The organism is Vibrio sp. LQ2, assembly GCF_023920125.1.
Lineage (GTDB): Bacteria > Pseudomonadota > Gammaproteobacteria > Enterobacterales > Vibrionaceae > Vibrio > Vibrio fluvialis.
Window position 1 is genome coordinate 4,250,956 of record NZ_CP085308.1, and the last position, 19,653, is coordinate 4,270,608.

Genomic DNA, 19,653 nt, shown 5'->3' on the forward strand with positions numbered 1-19,653 from the left:
CGATGAGCTTTGTACAACGATTCAACCAACTTGATTGGGATGACATTAAGTTGTCGGTGTACGGCAAAACCGCGGCTGACGTTGAGCGAGCACTGGCGAAAAGCAAACGCGACGTGGAGGACTTCAAGGCTCTGATTTCTCCGGCTGGTGAAGCGTATCTGGAACAAATGGCGCAACTGTCTTATCAGGCGACTCGTCGCCGCTTTGGCAACACCATGTCGTTTTACATTCCGCTCTATCTGTCTAACCTGTGTGCCAACGCCTGCACGTATTGCGGTTTTTCCATGGAGAACCGCATCAAACGTAAAACCTTGACACAAGCGGAAGTTGAGCAGGAGATTGCGGCGATCAAACAGATGAAGTTCGACAGTGTGCTGCTCGTTACCGGTGAGCATGAAACCAAAGTTGGTATGAACTACTTTCGTCAGATGCTACCTGTGATCAAGCAGTCTTTCCATTATCTGGCGATGGAAGTGCAACCGCTGAAGCAGGAAGAGTACGCTGAGCTGAAAACCCTGGGGCTCGACGCGGTAATGGTGTATCAGGAGACGTATCATCCATCGACGTATGCGCAGCATCATTTACGTGGCAACAAGATGGATTTTGATTTTCGTCTCGACACACCAGACAGATTGGCCAAAGCAGGGATCGATAAAATTGGCTTAGGAGCGCTGATCGGTTTGGAGGACTGGCGCACCGATTGCGTCTACGTTGCTGAGCATCTTCACTACTTGGAGAAGACTTACTGGCAATCACGTTACTCGATTTCGTTCCCGCGTTTGCGGCCTTGTGAAGGGGCACTACAGCCGAAGTCCGTCATGAGTGACAAACAACTGGTGCAGTTGATTTGCGCGTTTCGTCTGTTGAACTCGGAAGTGGAGCTGTCATTGTCGACCCGTGAGACGCCACAGTTTCGCGATAACGTCGCGATGTTGGGTATCACCAGTATGTCGGCGGCATCGAAAACTCAGCCGGGTGGTTATGCTGATCCGAAAGCCGAACTGGAGCAGTTTGCGACCAGCGATGAGCGTCCTGCCTGGCAAGTTGAGCAGGCGATCAAAGCCAAGGGTTTGGAAGCGGTTTGGCACGACTGGCATACCGTTTACTCTGGCTGAACGGTGACAATGTTTCACGTGAAACACAAAAAGGCGACCTTTTGGTCGCCTTTATTTTATCTAGCACAGCGAAATATTTTCATTGGATTCAAGCCGCTTGAGCCTGATGATACTTTCCAAGCAACGCGTGATAGAAGTCGTGGTCGCTCAAGGTACCCACCAGACGATTGTTCTCCATCAGCAGAATCGGGTTGCCAGTGTGGTAGCGAATTTCAATTGCATCACGCATATCGATATCCGGACTGGCCATGACCAAAGATTGTTGGCTCAGCTGTTGATGCTGCATCTCGGCGTGCCATTGAATCAGCTCCAATGGTGTATCACCAGACACGACCCATTGCTGCTCACGCTGTTCAACCCACACATTCGACTGCTGACAGATTTGCCAGCGACCGTTGTCCTGAATGAGGTCGTCACAGCTGTTCATCAGCGAGCGACCTTTCAGAACGTTGAGCGGATTTGTGTGGGCAACGAAGTCCTGTACGTATTGCGTTTTTGGCGTCAGAACAATTTCTTCCGGTTTGCCATACTGAATCAGTTTGCCTGATTCCATGATCGCAATGCGTGAACCAATCTTGAGCGCTTCATCCAGATCGTGGCTGACGAATACGATGGTCTTATTGAGCTGTTGTTGCAGGCTTAACAATTCATCCTGCAGTTGGCTGCGAATCAGCGGGTCGAGGGCGGAAAACGGTTCATCCATCAACAAAATGTCGCTGTCCATCGCAAAGGCGCGGGCCAGACCGACGCGCTGCTGCATACCGCCGGATAACTCATGGGGAAATTTCTTCTCCCATTCCGACAAGCCGACCATGGCCAGCTTTTCACGTGCGCGCTGGCGGCGTTCGCTTTTACCGATGCCTTGCATCTCCAGACCAAATGCCACGTTATCCAGCACATTCAGCCACGGCATCAGCGCGAACTTCTGAAAGACCATCGAGACTTTATCGGTACGCAGGTGACGTAAGGTTGCTTCATCGCAGTGCGCAAGGTCGACACAATTGTCGCCATCCTGAATTTTCAGGGCGCCACGCGTAATCGGGTTGAGGCCATTCACAGCTCGCAGCAGGCTGGATTTTCCCGATCCTGACAAGCCCATCAACACGCAGATTTCACCTTGTCGAACATCCAAGCTGACATTATCCACACCCACGACTAATCCTGTTTCGTCGATGATTTGCTGACGACTTTTGCCTTGGTCCAGCAGGTCGAGAGCGGGTGCTGTGTTGGCACCAAACACCACATCCAGATTTTCAATACTGATAGCGTTCATTACGACACCTCCTTGCTATTGGGTGCTTTGCATAAACGGTCGAGAATGATCGCGACCAGAACAATCGCCAGCCCAGCCTCAAATCCCTGTGAAATATTGACGGTGTTGAGCGCGCGAATGACCGGTTTACCTAAACCATCGGCACCGACTAGAGCAGCAATGACCACCATCGATAACGACAACATGATGCACTGAGTCACGCCCGCCATGATGCTGGGTAATGCGGCCGGCAATTCGACTTTGAACAGCAATTTCATATTGCTTGCACCAAACGCTTTACCCGCTTCAATCAGTTCTTCCGGCACGCGAGTCACGCCGAGATAGGTCAGGCGAATCGGTGCGGCGATAGCAAAGATAATGGTAGAGATCAGACCCGGTACGATACCAAGGCCGAATAGCACCAGAGTTGGAATCAGATACACGAAGGTCGGTACCGTTTGCATCAAATCGAGAATCGGACGCATCACGGTGTACATCCAAGGTCGGTGCGCGGCCATGATGCCCAGAGGGACGCCAATTAATACGGAAATCGTTGTCGCGGCAAACACCAAAACAAAAGTTTCCAGCATTTCCTGCCAGTAGCCCAGGTTGAGAATCAGCAGCAGCGCCGCGATGATAAAAATGACCAGTGACAGACTGCGGTGCAGCCACCAGGCGAGAGCGGCGGTGACCATGATCGGTACTGCTGGAGGAAACCATTTGAAGACATCGACCAGCACCATGATGATGCTCTCGAGCAGAAATGAGATGGCGTCGAAGAAGCCGGACGCGTGCAGAGTCAGCCAGTCGACCCCGGTTTCCATCCAACTGCCTAACGGAATTTTGTGATCGCTAATCATAGTTTGATAAGTCCCTTAAGAAAGGTGGAGTAGAACTCCACCTGTTCCGAGTTAAACGTCTGAGTTGAGGTAGTCTTTGATGGCTTGCTCAGCAGGTTTGCCATTGAGTGTGGTTACCTTGTTGAGCCACTTTGACAATACTTCCGGGTGCTCACGCAACCATGCTTTGGCCGCTTTCGATGGTTGTTGACCTTGGTTGAGGATCGCTTCCATCAACGCATTTTCCATCTCCAGATTGAAAGAGAGGTTGTTGAGCAACTGGCCGACATTCGGACATTGCGAAACGTAGTCCTGACGCACGTTGGTATACACGTTGGCCCCGCCGTAGTTCGGACCGAAGAAATCGTCACCGCCGCTGAGATACTCCATCTCAACGTTGCTGTTCATTGGGTGCGGTGCCCAACCGAGGAAGGCGATCCACTCGTGTCGGCGCACGGCGCGTTTCACCTGCGACACCATACCGGCTTCGCTCGACTCAACCAGATCGAATGATTTGAGCTCAAAAGCGTTCTTGTCGATCATCGACTGAATCAGGCGGTTGCCATCGTTACCCGGTTCGATGCCGTAAATACGGTGCTTGAACTCTTCTGCGTGTTTGGCCAGATCAGCGAACGATTTCACCCCTGCGTCATACACGTATTTCGGTACCGCCAGCGTGTATTTGGCGCCTTCGAGGTTGGCGCGCAGCGTTTCTACTGTGCCAGAGTCACGGTACTTGGCAATGTCGCCTTCCATGGTCGGCATCCAGTTACCCAGAAAGACATCAATGTCGCCGTTCGCCATCGATGAGTAGGTGACCGGTACGGACAACAGGTCGGTTTTGGTCTGATAGCCGAGACCATGCAGCAGTTCCGTTGTCACTGCGGTGGTGGCCGTAATGTCGGTCCAGCCGACATCGGCGAAGCGAACGGTGCTACAGCTGTTAGCGTAGGCGTTGAGTGAGAGCAGCGTGGCTGCCGTGAAGGTCATGACTTTACGCATGGGTATTTCCTTATTTTGTTATCAATGCCACAGACGGTTGAGTATCCAGCGCACGTTGTGGTGCGGTTTCTCGTTGTTGGGTCTGCCACTGCGGCGCGATCCACACAGGGGCTTCGCTTGGGGCAAGCAGTGATTTATCCAACAGAAGGTCTGCGGCGCGCTCGGCGACCATAATGGTCGGCGCGTTTAAATTGCCGTTTGGAATGGTTGGAAAAACGGACGAATCCACCACTCGCAGCCCCTCAATTCCCCGTACCCGGCAAGCGCTATCGAGTACGGCCATCGCATCATCGTCGGCGCCCATTTTGCAGCTGCACGACGGGTGATAGGCACTTTCTACGTTTTGTTTCACCCAGGCGTCGATGTCAGCGTCACTGCTGACCGCCAGACTGGGTTGAATTTCGTCACCGCGATAACTATCCAAAGCAGGTTGAGCCAGAATTTCACGCGTGAGGCGAATGCAATCACGCCAATCCTGAATATCCTGTTGCTCTGAAAGGTAACGGAACAAAATGGCTGGTTTGTGCTTGGGATCGGCGGAACGAATCCAGATACGACCACGGCTTAATGGTTTGTTCGGGCCGACATGGACCTGAAAACCATGGCCGTCGAACGCGGTTCGTCCGTCATAGCGCATAGCAGCTGGTAAAAAGTGGTATTGAATGTTGGGCCACTTGAGTCCGGCGCGAGAGCGAATAAACGCACAGGACTCAAAATGGTTGGTGGCGCCCAAGCCACGTTTGGTCAGTATCCATTCGGCACCAATCATGCCCTTACTGAGCAAACCCAGCTTACTGTTCAGTGTGATCGGTTGTTGGCAGCGATACTGGAAATAAATCTCCAGATGATCCTGCAAGTTTTCGCCCACACCGGGCAGTTCGTGTTGTACTTCAACGCCGGCATTTTCGAGTACGTCGCGCGGACCAATGCCGGAAAGTTGCAGCAGTTGCGGAGAGCCGATCGATCCGGCGCAAGAGACCACTTCACGGTTGGCAAATGCCACCTGAATCTGGCCGTTGCGTTCAAATTCCACACCAATTGCGCGCTTGTTTTTCAGCACCACCTTGCGGCTCAGCACGCCTTTCAGCAGGGTCAGGTTGTTGCGTTTGAGCGCGCGGCGCAGGTAAGCGTTGGCGGTGGAGGCGCGTACGCCGTGGTCGACGGTCATGTGCATCGGTCCAAAGCCTTCTTGCTGGTAACCGTTGTAGTCGTCAGTTTGCGGGTAACCCGCCTGCTGACCGGCGTCGATGAACGCCTGATAGAGCGGGTTGAGCCTCATGTCGTTGCCGTTGCAGGTCGCCAGTGGGCCATCGCCGCCACGGTATTCATCCGCGCCGCCGCTCCAGCGTTCAGCACGTTTGAAATACGGCAAGCACGACGCGTAATCCCAGCCTGTAGCACCTTGCTGTTGCCACTCATCAAAGTCGCAGGCGTGGCCTCGGACATAAACCATGCCGTTGATTGAAGAACTGCCGCCGAGCACTTTGCCACGCGGGCAGTGCAGGGCGCGGCCATCGAGGCCGGGCTCTGGCAGCGATTCAAATTGCCAGGCGTATTTGTCGCTGTTCATCGGGTAAGAGAGCGCGGTGGGCATCTGAATGAAGATGCTTTTGTCGCTGCCGCCGGCTTCCAGCAGCAGCACTGAATGTTCACCGCTTTCCGTCAGACGGTCGGCCAGCACACAACCTGCCGAGCCCGCACCGATGATGATGTAGTCAAAGTGTTGTTTCATGCTGTCTCCTTACGCATACGGACCGACGAAATCATCCAGTTCCACCAACACACTTTTTGTCTGAGTGTAATGGTTTAGCGTTTCGATGCCGTTTTCACGACCGACACCGGAGAGCTTAAAACCGCCAACAGGCATCGGAGCCGGAGAGTCTCCCCAGGTGTTAATCCAGCAAATACCCGCTTGCAGCTGGTGGATGACACGGTGCGCGCGCGACAGGTTCTGAGTGAACACGCCTGCGGCTAAACCATAGTGCGTGTTGTTGGCGCGCTGGATAACCTCCTGCTCGTCGCTGAACTTCATGACGGCCATCACCGGACCAAAGATTTCCTGCTGCACAAAACTCATCGCTTCGTCGCAGTCGACGAACACCGTCGGCGCAACGAAGTTGCCATTTGCCAGTCCGTTGTCCGTCACCTGATAGCCGCCGATCAGCAGTTTGGCACCGCTTGTTTTGGCGCTGTCGATAGCGGCCAGCACTTTGTGCATGTGGTTTTTGGAAATCAGCGCACCAATCTGTGTGTTCGGATCTTGCGGATCGCCCACGATCAGTTTTTCAGTGCGACACTTCAGCTGATCGATGAATGCGTCGTAAAGGTTTTCATGCACATAAACACGGGTACCGTTAGTACATACTTCGCCTTGGGTGTAGAAGTTGGCGGTCATCGCCGCGGAAACTGCTTGATCCAGCTTGGCATCATCGAACACCAGCAGTGGGGACTTGCCGCCAAGCTCCATGGTGACGGATTTGAGTGTGCGCGCGCTGTCCGCCATCACAGCTTTACCGGTGCCGGTTTCACCCGTGAAGGAAACTTTGGCAATCGCCGGGTGTGCGGTCAGCATCTGGCCGACGCGGCCATCGCCTTGCACGACGTTAAACACACCATCCGGCAGGCCCGCTTCGGTGAAGATTTCCGCCAGTTTCAATGCGGTGAGCGGCGTTTCTTCGGACGGTTTAAAAATCATTGCATTACCCGCAGCCAGAGCCGGGGCCGATTTCCACATCGCGATTTGCATCGGGTAGTTCCACGCCCCAATCCCGGCGCAGATGCCTAACGGTTCTTTGCGGGTGTAGAAAAACTGGCTGGCGGAGAGCGGCTGTTGCTCGCCTTGCAAGGCAGGAGCGAGGCCAGCGAAGTATTCGATGACGTCAGCGCCGGTGGCGATATCAACGCAATCTGCTTCCTGAATCGGCTTACCGGTATCGAGTACTTCCAGCAGCGCCAGTTCGTCGTTACGTTCACGCAATATGGCGACTGCTTTGAGCAGAATGCGGCTGCGTTCGACAGCGGTCATTGCTGACCAAATCGCGAAACCGCGCTGCGCAGAATCAATCGCGTCCTGCACATCCTGAGCGCTCGCAAGGCCCAAAACCGCAAGCGGTTCGCCGGTGGCCGGGTTGTATGAGGTAAAGGTTTCCCCGGATGACGCGTGTTTTAACGCGCCATCGATATAAAGTGATGCTTTTTCCATTTGAAGACCTAGCTGGTTGTCGTCAGCGCATGCTGCGCCAGTTGTATTTCTAAGTAATCGTTTATCAATAACCGGGCTTGCTGAGCGTTGATTCCATCAGGATTCAGCGCACCGCGTAGCCAGATACCATCGATCAGAGCAGCGATCCCGTGTGCCACCTGTTGAGCGTGGTGACGGGGCAGAAGGGCTTTAAGTTCAATTTTAAGGTGAGAGATCAGGCGTTGTTCGTTGACTCGTTGTAAGCGGTTCAACTGCGCGTCGTGCATCGAATAGGACCAGAACGCCAGCCAGGTTTTAACCACCTGACTTTCTGCCTGAAATCCTTCGAAGTTGGCATTCACGATGGCATTGATCCGTGCCTGATGCTCGTGCTGCGGGATTTTCGCCAGTGCCTGAGTGACGGTGACCGAATGTTCACGCAAAATCGCGCGCATGGTTTCTTCTAGCAGACCATGCTTGCCGCCGAAGTAGTGGTTAATGATGCCGGTGGATACCCCGGCTTCACGGCTGATCAGCGCAATACTGGCAGCATGCAATCCCACTCGTTCGATAACGGCCATGGTTGCTTGAACCAATTGCGGTTTGCGTATGTCGGGCATCCCAACTTTCGGCATCTGCACTCCTTATCATTTTTAATTGAACGATTAGTTAAATATACGTTAAACAAAAAATTGTTAGATCTCAAACTAAAATGTTGTGCAATTGGTGTTCTGTTTGGTTTTTGTTTCTTGATATTTTTATTAAAAACAACGAGATAACTGATAAATATTTTTTTGATTTGAAGTGGAAACTTTAGAATTGTATGAAAATAGCAGAGAGGCAAGTGGCAGGGAGGAAAGCGGATACAAAAAATCCCTTAACGATGGCTCGTTAAGGGATTGATAGAATTAAGATTTGCGCTTAAACGTGGCTGATCGGTTGCGTTGCTTGACGCAACCAGGCTTGAACGTCGCCTTCCACCAGCGGGCTGACTTCGTTCCATACTTTGGCGTGGTAGTCATTCAGCCAGTTCAGTTCCGGCTTGGTCAGCATGTTGACGTTAATGGCTCGCACATCAATTGGGCAGCGGGTCAGCGATTCAAAACCGAGCACGTTAAAATCACCTTGAGTGGCAATTTCGGTAACCAGTTCCAGGTTCTCAATACGGATCCCAAAGCCATCAGCGCGGTAGTAACCCGGCTCGTTCGACAGCACCATTCCCGGGCGCAAAGCGACATTGTTGAACACTTTGCCGATGCGTTGCGGGCCTTCATGCACACTCAGGAAGTGACCGACACCGTGGCCGGTACCGTGATCGTAATCGTAGCCATTGGCCCACAGATGCTGACGTGCCAGCACATCGAGCTGATGGCCGCAGGTGCCTTGCGGGAAACGGGCTTTGGCCAGTGCAATGTGGCCTTTAAGCACCAGAGTAAACTGCTGCTTCATCTCGTCGCTCACGTCGCCAATCGCGATAGTGCGGGTGATGTCGGTGGTGCCGTCGGTGTACTGACCGCCTGAATCGACCAGATACAGCGTATTCATTTCCAGCTGACCTGGGTGCGGCTGGTTCATGTGGTTGTAGTGACACATGGCGGCATTGCTGCAGGCTGCAGAAATGGTATCAAAGCTCAGATCTGCCAGAGTCGGGTCCAGCTCGCGGAATGCTTGCAGTTGATCGGCAAGCTCAGCTTCGTTGTGCAGGCGTCCGGCCGCCACTTCGCTGTCCAGCCAGGCGAGGAACTTGGTCATCGCCGCGCCATCGCGTACATGGCACGCTTTCATGCCGGCAATTTCGGTTGCGTTCTTAGCGGCTTTTGGCAGCAGACACGGATCGGCATCGCTTAGCAGCTCGACACCGGCATTTTGCAGTACCAGTGTAAACCAAGCGTTGCTGGTGGCCGGGTCCACAATCACGCGTTTGCCGCGCAGTTGCACCAGTTGTGATTCGAGAGTTTCCGGATGATGTACGCGTACATCTGAACCGACGTGGGCGTCAAAGCCTGCCGCCAGACGTGCCGGATCGAGGAAAAAGTCGACACTGGCGTCCGCATGCACGATGGCGTGCGACAGCAGGACTGGCAGGCGAGAGACATCCAGACCACGGATGTTGAGCAGCCAGCAGATGGAATCGAGTTCAGTCAGAATTGCGCTGTCGGCCTTTTTGCTGACCAGAATATCTGCGATGGTGCGGCGTTTGGTTGCGCTGTCGACGCCGACGAGCTCATTACCCATCAGGCGCATGTCAGAGACCACGGGAGCCGGGCGGTCATGCCACAGTTGGTCAATGGCGTTGCCACGGGTGGCGACCAGTTGCAGTTCGCCGTCCAGCGTGGTGTGCGCGGCTTTCAGCCAGCTTGCACGGTGCATACGTGGGTCGTAACCCACTTTGCTGCCCGCTGGCAGGGCGCTTTTCAGCCACGCCAGATACGGTTCTTCAATCAGGTGACGATACTCAAACAGTTCTCCCGGAACTTGTTTGCGAACTTGTACGGTATACCGACCATCGACGAAGATCGCCGCTTTTTCGCCGGTGATCACTGCAGCACCCGCTGAACCGGTAAACCCCGTCAGCCAATGCAGGCGTTCGTTGTGTTCAGGGACATATTCGCCGAGGTACTCGTCTTCGTGAGGCACAATGAGTGCATCTAAACCTTGTTGTGTCAGCCAGTTACGCAGTTCGGCAACACGTTGGGAAATGGATTGTGGCATCTGTGATTATCCTTATTAACAGTCCTTTGTGACGGCGCAGGCTGTGATCAGCTGGCCCGGGACAAGTGCGGATAAGCTACTCCTTTTACCAAAGGCGTGCAAATATCCGTCGCTTTATCTCAAGTGTAGTGTTTTGGTTTGAATGATCTGGCGCAGCCAGTTCAATGCCGGGTCGTTTTCCCGATCGCGATGCCAGAACAGAGTGTAAGCCATCGGCGGAAATTCTAACGGCAACGGCAGCACCACCAAGCCCATTTGCTGCGCGACCAAATGAGTAAAATGGCTCGGCGCGGTAAACACAAAGTCGGTGTAGGTACACAAGCTGGCTGCGCTGTTGAAATCCGGCACGGTGATGGCGATATCACGCTCATAACCCATGTCTGCCAGCCGATAGTCGAGCAGCCAGCGGTCATTGCCATCGCACCGTACCTGCACATGGCGCAGCGACAGGTACTGCTCCAGATTCCAGGGTTGGCTCAGGGCCGGGTGGTTATGACGCACCACACACATCTGGGTATCGCGGTAAATTTCCTGCTCGCAGATATCGTTCGGCGGCATCATGGTCAGCCGCGCATCGTTGATGTCGATGTCTTTCCCCGTAAGGCCAAAATCGAGTTCGCCCAGTTGTAGTTTCTTGAACGTCTGATCTGTCCAGGCGTGTGTGCTGATGTTGAGATTCGGGCCCTGACTGAAAATGGCAGGCAAGAAATGCGGCAGGATCAATGGATAGACACTTTCCACCGTGGCGATGTGAAAGCGGTATTCACTCGACTGCGGGGAAAACTGTTCCGGCTGAGTGATGAGTTCGAGTTGGTTCACCAGAATGTCCAGTTTAGGTTTGAGAAACACCACTTTAGGTGTTGGTTTCAGGCCGTGCGAGGTACGAATGAACAACGGGTCGTCAAACTGCTCGCGCAGCTTGGCCAGCGATTTACTCACCGCCGACTGGCTGAGATAGAGGCGGTTGGCGGTGCGGGTCACGCTCAGCTCTTCACTGAGTACCTTGAGACACACCAGTAAGTTGAGATCGATGCGCGCTAACTTTTCAATCTTCATCTGATTTTCCTTTGAGGAATATTACGGATGATTATAAGCCATTTTTACGCATATCATGATTGCTCTATTATGCGCGAAGTCTCATTAATTTAGTTGGAGTAGAACGTGAGCGTGACGCAATCTGGCGGACCGAGTAAACAGCAAATGATATTACTGACGCTGTTGGTCCTGTTTAGCCCTTTGGCGATTGATATTTATTTGCCTGCATTGCCGCAGATCTCTCAGACGTTTCACGTGGAACACGCTCTGGCTCAGGACACGATTACTTGGTTTCTGTTTGCTATGGGTGTCGGTCAGCTGTTTGCCGGCCCACTGGCAGACAAACTCGGTCGTCGAACTGTTGCATTGGGTGGTATCAGCATTTATGCGGTGAGCGCTTTATTGGCGTGGAGCGCACAAAGCATTGAATGGATGCTGACAGCCCGTCTGCTACAAGGCTTAGGTGCATGTGCGACATCGGTAGCAGCCTTTGCGACAGTTCGCGATATCTTTGGTCCACAACGCAGCGGCAAAATGATCAGCTACCTCAACGGTGCGATCTGTTTTATTCCTGCTCTTGCGCCGATTCTGGGAAGCTGGCTGACTCAACAGTTTGGCTGGCGCGCGAACTTCAGTTTTATGGCGGGGTTTGCGCTGACGGTCGGCCTGTTGCTGCTGATGCGTATGAAAGAGACCAATCCAAGCACCGAAAAACAGGCGGTGTTTAAGCTGTCGCGTTACTGGTCGGTACTCAAGACACCATCATTTGTTTTCCATGCCTCATTATGTTTGCTGGCGATGGCGGTGATTCTGGCTTACGTGACATCCGCTCCTGTGGTGTTGATGGAACGCCTCGGCCTGACGATGAATCAGTTTACGTTCTGGTTTGGCGTCAACGCCGTGGTAAACATCATTGCCTGTATGACTGCGCCACGCGTGATGGATCGCTTCGGTACTCACACCACCTTAGTCATGGGCATCAGTTCGCTGCTGGTGGCTGGCGTGGCGATGGTGATGTTGGCGAGTGTGGCGACCGCATTTGCTTTTATGCTGCCTATCTTCCTTTCGTCGGTTGGGTTTGCCTGGATTCTCGGGGCGGCGGCTGGAAAAGCGCTGGCACCGTTCGGTGATAAAGCGGGTACGGCGGCGGCACTGTTAGGTTTATTCCAAATGAGTGGTTCTGGTCTGGTGGTCGGAACATTGCAACGTTTACACTTGGAGCCGCAAATGATGATCGCATTGCATATGTGGCTTATCGCTCCGGCCTTGATCATTCTGTTTTCAAAAGCAGGCCGCGCCTGGCATCAGTGGGCTTTGGAGTCGTAGCGTAAGCTTTGGTAAATTCACTCAAAGGGCTATTTTCTAAATGAGATAAGGCGTGTATATTGTTGCCTCTCACCCTTTTAGTAATCACTTGGAATCACTAAACAATGTCTATGACAACCTATGAAATGGCCCGCATCTGGGAACAACTCGATGAGTCTCCAGAAAAGGTGATGTTCGGCAAATTGCTAGCAGAACTGGGTAACCAAAGTAGTGAGCGTGTTCGTAGTGCGGCGAAACAGGTACCACTGCCTGTGTTGCGTGATCTGGTTTTCCAGTTTCAGCAAGTGATTGATTCTCGTAAAAACGAGCAAGTGGATTTGCTGGCTAAAGAACTCGCCAAGCAAGGTATCTCTCCAGACGAGCTGTTGAAATACCTCAATAAATAACGATATTGCGTAAAAAGCCCGGACTGAGTGCCGGGCTTTTTTATGGGTTGACGTTGCGGTTGATCGGGTTTTGCAGCGAGATCAGCGTTTCGGTCGACTGCACTTCATCAATCGCCTGCAACTTATCAATCAACACGTATTGCAACTCTTCGATCGACTTACACATCAGCTTAACGAAAATGTTGTACGCGCCCGTGGTGTAATAGGCTTCAACTACCTCATCCAGCGCATTGAGTTTGGCCAGCGCCGAATGGTAGTCACGCGCGGCGTTAAGGTTGATGCCGATAAAACAGCAGACGTCGTACCCGAGCTTTTTGGTGTTGACCACCACTTCCGTTCCCTGAATGATGTCGGCGGCCTTCATTTTTTCGATTCGAACGTGAATGGTGGCCGGACTGACGTTGAACTGCTTGGCCATTTCGGCGTAGGGCGTGCGGGCATCATCCATCAAAATTTTCAGAATCGCGCGATCCAATTCGTCCAGCTTTGTCGAGGCTACTTGCATATGAATTCCTGAGATTTGTGCAATTGGTCAGAATATCACGCGGATATTCTTTGATATCGAGTGATATCATTAATCATCGACTCTGCCAAGGAATCCGTTTGTGGCTCGCTTATCTTTCTTAATGCAATCGTTATTACTGAGCCTGACGGGCATTTTCCCCGCATTCGCCGCTTCGCTCTCGACCTCAGACACAGAGTCACTTCTTGGTCCGGCTTTTGGATTGAACAATCACCAGCACTGGGATCTGGCTGGTGTACTCCTCATTCTGCTGTTTTTCTCTGTGGTGATCGCGCTGCTGCTTTACTATGTGCTGCGTCTGCGCAGCAGTGAGCGCTTGAGCCGCGATAACCAGATTCTGCTCGAATCGGTGTTTGAGCAGAGCAATCACTACATCGGTATTCTTGACCATTCTGGGCGCCTGATCTCCTGCAACCACAAGTTTCAGGAACTGTTTTATCGCCAGGGGATGAACCTGGAGCTGCCCCTGTGGACACACCCTCACTGGGAAGATGCCTCGGCGCAGCGCATTAAAGAGTATTTTGAAGAAGTGTCGACTCAGCCGCGTCAGTTTGAGGCGGAAATCTGGCACGCAGAGCAAGGCTCTATGATGCTTGAATGGGCGTTCAAACCGATGCTGACCGTGCCGGGTGTACCTATTCAATATTTGTGTGAGGGTCAGGACATTACCTGGCGAAAAATCACCGAAGACAAATTGTTTCAGCGTGAAGCCAGCCTCAGCCACTACTACGATTTGCAACCTGTGATGATGCTGACATTGGATGAACAGAACCGCATTCAGCAGGTGAACCGTTTTGCCGAGCAGTTGCTTGGTTTTCAGGCATCACAACTGCTTGGCCATCCCCTCAGCGACTTTTATCTCAGCGAGCTGGCACTCAGCGCGCGTCAGGTTCTGCTACAACCTAATCAGTCACTGCAAGGCATCTGGCAGCGCGAAATTGAATATCGCCACGCGGATGGGCGTGCCATCTGGGTGCGTGAGAACATTCGTGCGCTGGTAGAAACGGGTCATCTGCTGATTGTCGGCGAGGATGTTACAGAGACCCGGCAATTGGCCGACAAACTGGCGTATCAGGCCAAATACGATATGCTGACCAACACCTTCAACCGCAACCAGTTTGAACTCGAACTGGCGCAGGCATTGCAGGAAACCGCCACCGAGCTGCGTACCCACGCCATGTTGTATCTCGATCTCGACCAGTTGAAAGTGCTCAATGATACCGCCGGTCACGATGCGGGTGATGGCGCTATTCAGTTCTGCGCCAGCATGCTCGAAGAGGTACTGCCGTATAACGCGGTGCTGGCTCGAATGGGCGGTGATGAGTTTGCCATTCTGCTTAAAGACTGCACAGAGCGGGATGCGATTCAGGTGGCGAAAACCATCGTCGCGACCATGGCGGAGCATGCGTTCTGGTGGGAGGAGATTCGCCTCAATCTGACCTGTTCGATAGGTATTCGCCTGATCGACCACACCGCAACCTCACCGCAAATGGTGCATGCGCAGGCAGACACGGCTTGCCATGCCGCTAAAGAAGAGGGACGCAACCGCTATAACTTGTATCGCCAGGACGATGCGGACCTGCGCCGCCGCGAGCTGGAGATGGAGAGCGTTAACCTGGTACACGATGCGCTGGCCAAAGAGCGGGTTGAACTGTTTGCCCAGCAAATACTGGCGCTCAATGCCGATGAGCTAGGCATGCACTTTGAGATTCTGGTGCGGATCAAAAACGCCGACGGCGAGTACGTATCACCGGGGATTTTTGTGCCCGCTTCAGAGCGCTATAACGTGGCGCATTTGCTGGACAAACAGGTGGTGGAGCAGACGCTGCGCTGGTTTGAAACACGCCCACAGGCACTGGCTTGTCTGGGTTTGTGCTCGATTAACCTCTCAGGCCACTCGATGGGGAACGCAGAATTCATCGATAACCTGATCGCGCGCCTGCAAAGCAGCTGCGTGCCATGCAGCAAAATCTGTTTTGAGATCACGGAAACCGCCGCGATGCGAAACCTCAATCAGGCCATTGCTCTGTTCAGTCGCCTGAAAGAGCTCGGTTGCCGAATCGCCTTGGATGACTTTGGCTCTGGGCTGTCATCATTCGGTTACCTGAAGAAGCTGCCGATTGATATCGTCAAAATCGACGGCCTGTTTGTGCGCGACATTGATGTGAATGAGATGGATCATCTGATGGTACGTTCGATTCACGATCTGGCGCGTCAGATGGGCAAGCAAACCGTGGCCGAGTTTGTCGAAAACGACGCGATTTTGCAGCGCCTGCGAGAGATAGGCGTTCACTTTGCGCAGGGTTATCAGATTGGTAAACCACAGCCGATTGACGAGCTGGTTGAACAACTGCTGACCGCACAGAAGGCTTAGCCGCCACGCGTAAAATCGGCTACACTGGCGGCCGATTTGACCCCTCGATTCTGGAGTGAGACCTTTGCAGCTACAACTGATTTGTGAAGTCCGCGAACGTGCTGAAGAACTGCAACGTATCGCCAAGCGCTGGCATTTAAGCCACGATGCCAGCAGTCCGTTTGCGCTGGTACTGACGGCGGAGCGCTTAGAGCTACGTAAAACCGATGAGCCGAAACTCGGAGCGATTTACGTCGACTGGGTCAGCGGTGCCGTGGCGCATCGCCGTAAATTTGGTGGCGGTAAAGGTCAGGCAATTGCCAAAGCCGCTGGGCTGAACAAAGGTGTGACGCCAACCGTGTTGGATGGCACAGCAGGTCTTGGCCGCGATGCGTTTGTGCTGGCGTCATTGGGCTGCAAAGTGCAGATGGTGGAGCGTCACCCGGTGGTCGCAGCTTTGCTGGACGATGGCCTGATGCGCGCCAAACTGGATGCAGAAATCGGCCCGTGGGTCAGTGAGCGCGTGACGTTGCTGCACGCCTCGAGTCACTCTGCGCTGCAACAGTTGGCGCAAGATGCCGCCTTTGAACGCCCGGATGTGGTCTACCTCGATCCTATGTATCCACACCCGGAAAACAAAAAGAAAAGTGCGCTGGTCAAAAAAGAGATGCGCGTATTTCAATCCTTGGTCGGGGCAGATAACGATGCAGATAGCCTGCTGGCACCGGCTTTATTACTGGCGACCAAACGCGTGGTAGTAAAACGCCCGGACTACGCTGAATGGCTGGATGAACACAAACCGAGCATGGCGATTGAAACCAAGAAGAACCGCTTTGATGTGTATGTGATTGCGGCGATGGGTGACAGCCACTAAAACATCACTTGCGTTTCCGTTGGCCTGCGGTTATATCTGATTAAGAATTATTATTATTCTTAGCTGGAGCCTCTACCATGACGAAACGTTTGTGTAAGTTAAATCGTCGTGACATCACCTCATCCTTGGGTGAGATTCATCGTCTTGTCGCGCAGCCGGCCTTTATGTGTCGTTCATGTGCGCGTTCATCGGCAGACAAAAATGCGCTGTGTAAACCGGAAGCTCTGCCAAAGATGAAGAGTAAAGGTAATGTCAAGCTGGCGCTGAACGTGGGGTCATCGCGCAGTAAGTCGGCTGAAAAAGCGGCGCTGAAACTGGCGAAGAAGACGCTGAAAAAGCAGAAAAAATATCAGAAGAAGCTGGCTAAGGTGCTCAAACAGCAGCAGAAAATGATGAAAAAACAGCAGGCGCTGCAAGCCAAGTTCAATGCACTCAATCCGAGTGTGGTGTTGCCCGAAGCGGGCATCATGGCGCAGATGCACTGATTCGAATTCAACAAAAAGCCCACCATTCGGTGGGCTTTTTCATCGTATAGAGATTACTGCTCGGAAGCGCGGTAGCTCAGTTCCACGCGGCGCTTCACCCAGGTTTCGTTGACCCACAACGACAGCAGGATCACCAGCCCGCCGAGAGACAAACGCGCCAGGTCGACATCGCGGTTCCAGATCAGAATATTGACCACCAAGCCCGCCGGCACCAGCACATTGTTCATGATCGCCAGCGCGCCAGCGTTGACCATGCACGCACCTTTGTTCCAGGCAAAATAGCCAAAGCCAGAGGCAATCACACCGAGGTAAATCAAAATGCCCCATTGCACCGAGGTGGTTGGCAGCTTGCCAGGGTTGCCCAGCAGCAGGAATGCGACCGTCGCAACCACCAGCGCGCCAAGATAGAAGTAACCAAACACGGTGTGTTGTGGCAGCTCGACGGTTTCCCGTTCCATCACGTATTTATAGCCGACCTGACCGATGGCAAAGCAGAGATTTGCCCCTTGTACCACCATAAAGCCGAGGAAGAAGTTTTCGTTAATGCCGGCAAATTTGATCACCGCCGCGCCCGCCACCGCAATCACAGCTGTGACCAGATACCATGGCGAGAAACGTCCTTTGAGCATGTCGTAAATCAGGGTGACATAAATCGGCGTAAAGACGGTGAACAGCAGCACTTCCGGTACGGAGAGCAGCAAGAACGACTGATAATAGAAGCAGTACATCAAGCCAAGCTGAATTCCGCCAATTGCCATCAGTTTGCCGATCAGCTTACCGGGTACTTGTTTGAATTTAAGAAATGGCAGGAAAACGATACTGGCCAATGCCACGCGCATCAGTACAGAAAACCAAGAATCAACCTGACCGGCAAGATAAACGCCGATCAGGCTGAATGAGAAGGCCCAAAGTAGGGTGACTGCAGATAAATAAATCATAACGAGAATGGTTTAATGAAAAATTACCTGCAGTCTAACTGAGTTTTTCTTCGCCGTCAGTCGTTGAGTGGTACAACCAACATGTCGACAGGTGAGCAATTAATAAGCTGACGGGTTGAGGACAGCAATTTGCTCCAGAAATCCTGATGGTGACCACACACGACCAAGTCAATGTTGAACTCATTGATGGTGTCACACAGTTCATTACTCAGATCGCCACTGCCCACCAGGGTGTGTTTGATTGGGTAGTTTGCGTAGTTCGCCAGATCCTGCAGTTGTTTCTGGGACGCTTCCATCGCGTGGTGCTGAGTCTCCGCCAGATTGATGTCGATCAGCCCGGTGTAGAGCTCGGCATAATTCACATCAATATGAATAAAAGAGATCTCCGCATTCAGAGGCTTAGCCAGCGCAACCGCTTTGTCGATCAAAAGTTTGCTGTCTTCTGAGAGATCGACGGCAACTAAAATGTGTTGATAACTCATAATGCTATCTCCTTGTAGGTGACTAACTACAGATTAGCACCTCGCTCAGAAGTTTTTTGCCGTCGCGATCAAATATCCATCGCGAGCGGACAAGGTGTTCTAACAATAGCCAGCGAACATGTTATAGTGGCATCAGTGATTTATGATGAATTAGGAGCCTTCGATGCTATCGCAAGCTATGGTCGATCAACTGAATGATCAAATTAATCTCGAATTTTTTTCATCCAATCTATACTTACAAATGAGTGCTTGGTGTGAAGACAAAGGATTTGATGGTGCCGCAGAGTTTTTACGCTCTCATGCCGTAGAAGAGATGCAGCACATGCAACGTCTGTTTACGTATGTTAGTGAGACGGGCTCAATGCCAATCCTGGGTGCGATCGCAGCGCCAAAACACGATTTCGCAAGCTTAGGCGAAGTATTCCGCGAAACGTATGAACATGAGCAGATGATTACGCAGAAAATCAACAAGCTGGCTCATCTGGCGTTCACATCTCAAGACTACTCAACATTTAACTTCCTTCAGTGGTACGTTGCGGAGCAACATGAAGAAGAGAAGTTGTTTAAAGGGATTTTAGATAAGCTGGAGCTTGTCGGCGAAGATGGTAAGGCGTTGTTCTTCATCGATAAAGACCTGGCAGCATTGGCAAAAGCAGGCTCATCTTCGGTAATGGATGCCCCCGCTGAGTAATCTCGGCAAAAAGACCAATTGAAGCGATCGTCTTTTTCTCTGGGCATTCTTACACAAGATGTAGGGAGGAAAAGATGATCAGTGGAGATACCATTCTATTAGCGCTAATGATCGTAACCGGTGTGAACGTGCTCCGTTACCTCACCGCATTACGCTCTCTCATCTACATCATGCGCGAAGCTCACCCCTTGCTCTATCAGCAAGTTGACGGCGGTGGCTTTTTTACCACCCACGGTAATATGACCAAACAGGTGCGCTTGTACCACTACATCAAAAGCAAAGAATATCACCACCATCACGACCCGGTGTTTACCGGTAAGTGCGACCGCGTGCGTGAGCTGTTTATCCTCTCGACTTCACTGGTCGTACTGACGACGGTAGCAGCCTTTATGCTGTGACCAGTGGTCAATTGGCAAGCGGTGTTTTTACCGTTAGAATACCGCCCCGAGTGAGTAAGGA

19 protein-coding genes are annotated in these 19,653 nt (G+C 52.5%); 8 read left to right on the forward strand and 11 right to left on the reverse strand.

Annotation, left to right across the window (positions count from 1 at the left end):
• Nucleotides 1-2 precede the first annotated feature (2 nt).
• Nucleotides 3-1,115 carry a 2-iminoacetate synthase ThiH gene (gene thiH / locus LGV68_RS19785; protein WP_055452950.1) on the forward strand — a complete coding sequence of 371 codons (1,113 nt, stop codon included), beginning with the start codon at nt 3-5 and terminating at the stop codon, nt 1,113-1,115.
• A gap of 88 nt (nt 1,116-1,203) precedes the next feature.
• On the opposite strand, the gene choV is transcribed toward thiH, so the two are convergent.
• From choV to LGV68_RS19825, 8 genes are all read right to left on the reverse strand, one after another.
• Nucleotides 1,204-2,388 carry a choline ABC transporter ATP-binding protein gene (gene choV / locus LGV68_RS19790; protein WP_165881513.1) on the reverse strand — a complete coding sequence of 395 codons (1,185 nt, stop codon included), beginning with the start codon at nt 2,386-2,388 and terminating at the stop codon, nt 1,204-1,206.
• Nucleotides 2,388-3,227, reverse strand: coding sequence for a choline ABC transporter permease subunit (gene choW, locus LGV68_RS19795; protein WP_020433593.1), 840 nt, complete (start codon nt 3,225-3,227; stop codon nt 2,388-2,390). Before choW ends, choV begins: the two co-directional genes overlap by 1 nt.
• Nucleotides 3,228-3,278: 51 nt before the next feature.
• Nucleotides 3,279-4,208 carry a choline ABC transporter substrate-binding protein gene (locus tag LGV68_RS19800; protein ID WP_158151619.1) on the reverse strand — a complete coding sequence of 310 codons (930 nt, stop codon included), beginning with the start codon at nt 4,206-4,208 and terminating at the stop codon, nt 3,279-3,281.
• 10 nt (nt 4,209-4,218) lie between these two features.
• Complete coding sequence (gene betA / locus LGV68_RS19805; RefSeq protein ID WP_252535945.1) at nt 4,219-5,940, reverse strand: choline dehydrogenase; 1,722 nt, start codon at nt 5,938-5,940, stop codon at nt 4,219-4,221.
• A gap of 9 nt (nt 5,941-5,949) precedes the next feature.
• Entirely contained in the window at nt 5,950-7,410 is a 1,461-nt protein-coding gene (betB, locus tag LGV68_RS19810) for a betaine-aldehyde dehydrogenase (RefSeq protein WP_222761251.1), read from the reverse strand.
• A gap of 8 nt (nt 7,411-7,418) precedes the next feature.
• The gene (gene betI / locus LGV68_RS19815) at nt 7,419-8,024 is read right to left on the reverse strand and encodes a transcriptional regulator BetI (RefSeq protein ID WP_158142509.1); all 606 of its coding nucleotides are present in this window, start codon (nt 8,022-8,024) and stop codon (nt 7,419-7,421) included.
• 286 nt (nt 8,025-8,310) lie between these two features.
• Nucleotides 8,311-10,101 (reverse strand): aminopeptidase P family protein, encoded by a 1,791-nt coding sequence (locus LGV68_RS19820; RefSeq protein ID WP_252535946.1) that lies wholly within the window; start codon nt 10,099-10,101, stop codon nt 8,311-8,313.
• Between the two features lie 114 nt (nt 10,102-10,215).
• Nucleotides 10,216-11,157 carry a LysR family transcriptional regulator gene (locus LGV68_RS19825; RefSeq protein ID WP_252535947.1) on the reverse strand — a complete coding sequence of 314 codons (942 nt, stop codon included), beginning with the start codon at nt 11,155-11,157 and terminating at the stop codon, nt 10,216-10,218.
• 144 nt (nt 11,158-11,301) lie between these two features.
• On the opposite strand from LGV68_RS19825, the gene LGV68_RS19830 reads away from it, so the two are divergent.
• Nucleotides 11,302-12,462, forward strand: a complete 1,161-nt coding sequence (locus LGV68_RS19830) for a multidrug effflux MFS transporter (protein ID WP_172560585.1) — start codon at nt 11,302-11,304, stop codon at nt 12,460-12,462.
• Between the two features lie 104 nt (nt 12,463-12,566).
• Entirely contained in the window at nt 12,567-12,848 is a 282-nt protein-coding gene (locus LGV68_RS19835) for a hypothetical protein (protein WP_004724296.1), read from the forward strand.
• 40 nt (nt 12,849-12,888) lie between these two features.
• On the opposite strand, the gene asnC is transcribed toward LGV68_RS19835, so the two are convergent.
• Nucleotides 12,889-13,353, reverse strand: a complete 465-nt coding sequence (gene asnC / locus LGV68_RS19840) for a transcriptional regulator AsnC (protein WP_020331877.1) — start codon at nt 13,351-13,353, stop codon at nt 12,889-12,891.
• Between the two features lie 100 nt (nt 13,354-13,453).
• Between asnC and LGV68_RS19845 the strand changes: the two genes are divergently transcribed.
• From LGV68_RS19845 to LGV68_RS19855, 3 genes are all read left to right on the forward strand, one after another.
• The gene (locus LGV68_RS19845) at nt 13,454-15,745 is read left to right on the forward strand and encodes an EAL domain-containing protein (protein ID WP_252535949.1); all 2,292 of its coding nucleotides are present in this window, start codon (nt 13,454-13,456) and stop codon (nt 15,743-15,745) included.
• A 64-nt stretch (nt 15,746-15,809) separates the two neighbouring features.
• Entirely contained in the window at nt 15,810-16,598 is a 789-nt protein-coding gene (locus tag LGV68_RS19850; protein ID WP_020331879.1) for a class I SAM-dependent methyltransferase, read from the forward strand.
• Between the two features lie 77 nt (nt 16,599-16,675).
• On the forward strand, nt 16,676-17,083 hold the full coding sequence (locus LGV68_RS19855; RefSeq protein WP_252535950.1) for a hypothetical protein: 408 nt from the start codon (nt 16,676-16,678) through the stop codon (nt 17,081-17,083).
• Between the two features lie 53 nt (nt 17,084-17,136).
• Here LGV68_RS19855 and LGV68_RS19860 read toward each other — a convergent pair whose 3' ends face one another.
• Complete coding sequence (locus LGV68_RS19860; protein WP_047459799.1) at nt 17,137-18,021, reverse strand: carboxylate/amino acid/amine transporter; 885 nt, start codon at nt 18,019-18,021, stop codon at nt 17,137-17,139.
• A gap of 56 nt (nt 18,022-18,077) precedes the next feature.
• Entirely contained in the window at nt 18,078-18,503 is a 426-nt protein-coding gene (gene uspA, locus LGV68_RS19865) for a universal stress protein UspA (RefSeq protein ID WP_020331882.1), read from the reverse strand.
• Between the two features lie 163 nt (nt 18,504-18,666).
• On the opposite strand from uspA, the gene ftnA reads away from it, so the two are divergent.
• Together ftnA and uspB are read left to right on the forward strand one after the other, a co-directional pair.
• On the forward strand, nt 18,667-19,194 hold the full coding sequence (ftnA, locus tag LGV68_RS19870) for a non-heme ferritin (RefSeq protein WP_020331883.1): 528 nt from the start codon (nt 18,667-18,669) through the stop codon (nt 19,192-19,194).
• 74 nt (nt 19,195-19,268) lie between these two features.
• Nucleotides 19,269-19,592 (forward strand): universal stress protein UspB, encoded by a 324-nt coding sequence (gene uspB / locus LGV68_RS19875; RefSeq protein ID WP_020331884.1) that lies wholly within the window; start codon nt 19,269-19,271, stop codon nt 19,590-19,592.
• Nucleotides 19,593-19,653 lie beyond the last annotated feature (61 nt).

Coding starts and splice junctions, on each gene's coding strand:
- uspA (WP_020331882.1), bottom strand. CDS start 18,503: ATGAGTTATCAACACATTTTAGTTGCCGTCGATCTCTCAGAAGACAGC.
- LGV68_RS19825 (WP_252535947.1), bottom strand. CDS start 11,157: ATGAAGATTGAAAAGTTAGCGCGCATCGATCTCAACTTACTGGTGTGT.
- uspB (WP_020331884.1), top strand. CDS start 19,269: ATGATCAGTGGAGATACCATTCTATTAGCGCTAATGATCGTAACCGGT.
- thiH (WP_055452950.1), top strand. CDS start 3: ATGAGCTTTGTACAACGATTCAACCAACTTGATTGGGATGACATTAAG.
- LGV68_RS19860 (WP_047459799.1), bottom strand. CDS start 18,021: ATGATTTATTTATCTGCAGTCACCCTACTTTGGGCCTTCTCATTCAGC.
- LGV68_RS19855 (WP_252535950.1), top strand. CDS start 16,676: ATGACGAAACGTTTGTGTAAGTTAAATCGTCGTGACATCACCTCATCC.
- betA (WP_252535945.1), bottom strand. CDS start 5,940: ATGAAACAACACTTTGACTACATCATCATCGGTGCGGGCTCGGCAGGT.
- asnC (WP_020331877.1), bottom strand. CDS start 13,353: ATGCAAGTAGCCTCGACAAAGCTGGACGAATTGGATCGCGCGATTCTG.
- choW (WP_020433593.1), bottom strand. CDS start 3,227: ATGATTAGCGATCACAAAATTCCGTTAGGCAGTTGGATGGAAACCGGG.
- LGV68_RS19800 (WP_158151619.1), bottom strand. CDS start 4,208: ATGCGTAAAGTCATGACCTTCACGGCAGCCACGCTGCTCTCACTCAAC.
- LGV68_RS19830 (WP_172560585.1), top strand. CDS start 11,302: ATGATATTACTGACGCTGTTGGTCCTGTTTAGCCCTTTGGCGATTGAT.
- LGV68_RS19835 (WP_004724296.1), top strand. CDS start 12,567: ATGTCTATGACAACCTATGAAATGGCCCGCATCTGGGAACAACTCGAT.
- ftnA (WP_020331883.1), top strand. CDS start 18,667: ATGCTATCGCAAGCTATGGTCGATCAACTGAATGATCAAATTAATCTC.
- betB (WP_222761251.1), bottom strand. CDS start 7,410: ATGGAAAAAGCATCACTTTATATCGATGGCGCGTTAAAACACGCGTCA.
- LGV68_RS19820 (WP_252535946.1), bottom strand. CDS start 10,101: ATGCCACAATCCATTTCCCAACGTGTTGCCGAACTGCGTAACTGGCTG.
- choV (WP_165881513.1), bottom strand. CDS start 2,388: ATGAACGCTATCAGTATTGAAAATCTGGATGTGGTGTTTGGTGCCAAC.
- betI (WP_158142509.1), bottom strand. CDS start 8,024: ATGCCGAAAGTTGGGATGCCCGACATACGCAAACCGCAATTGGTTCAA.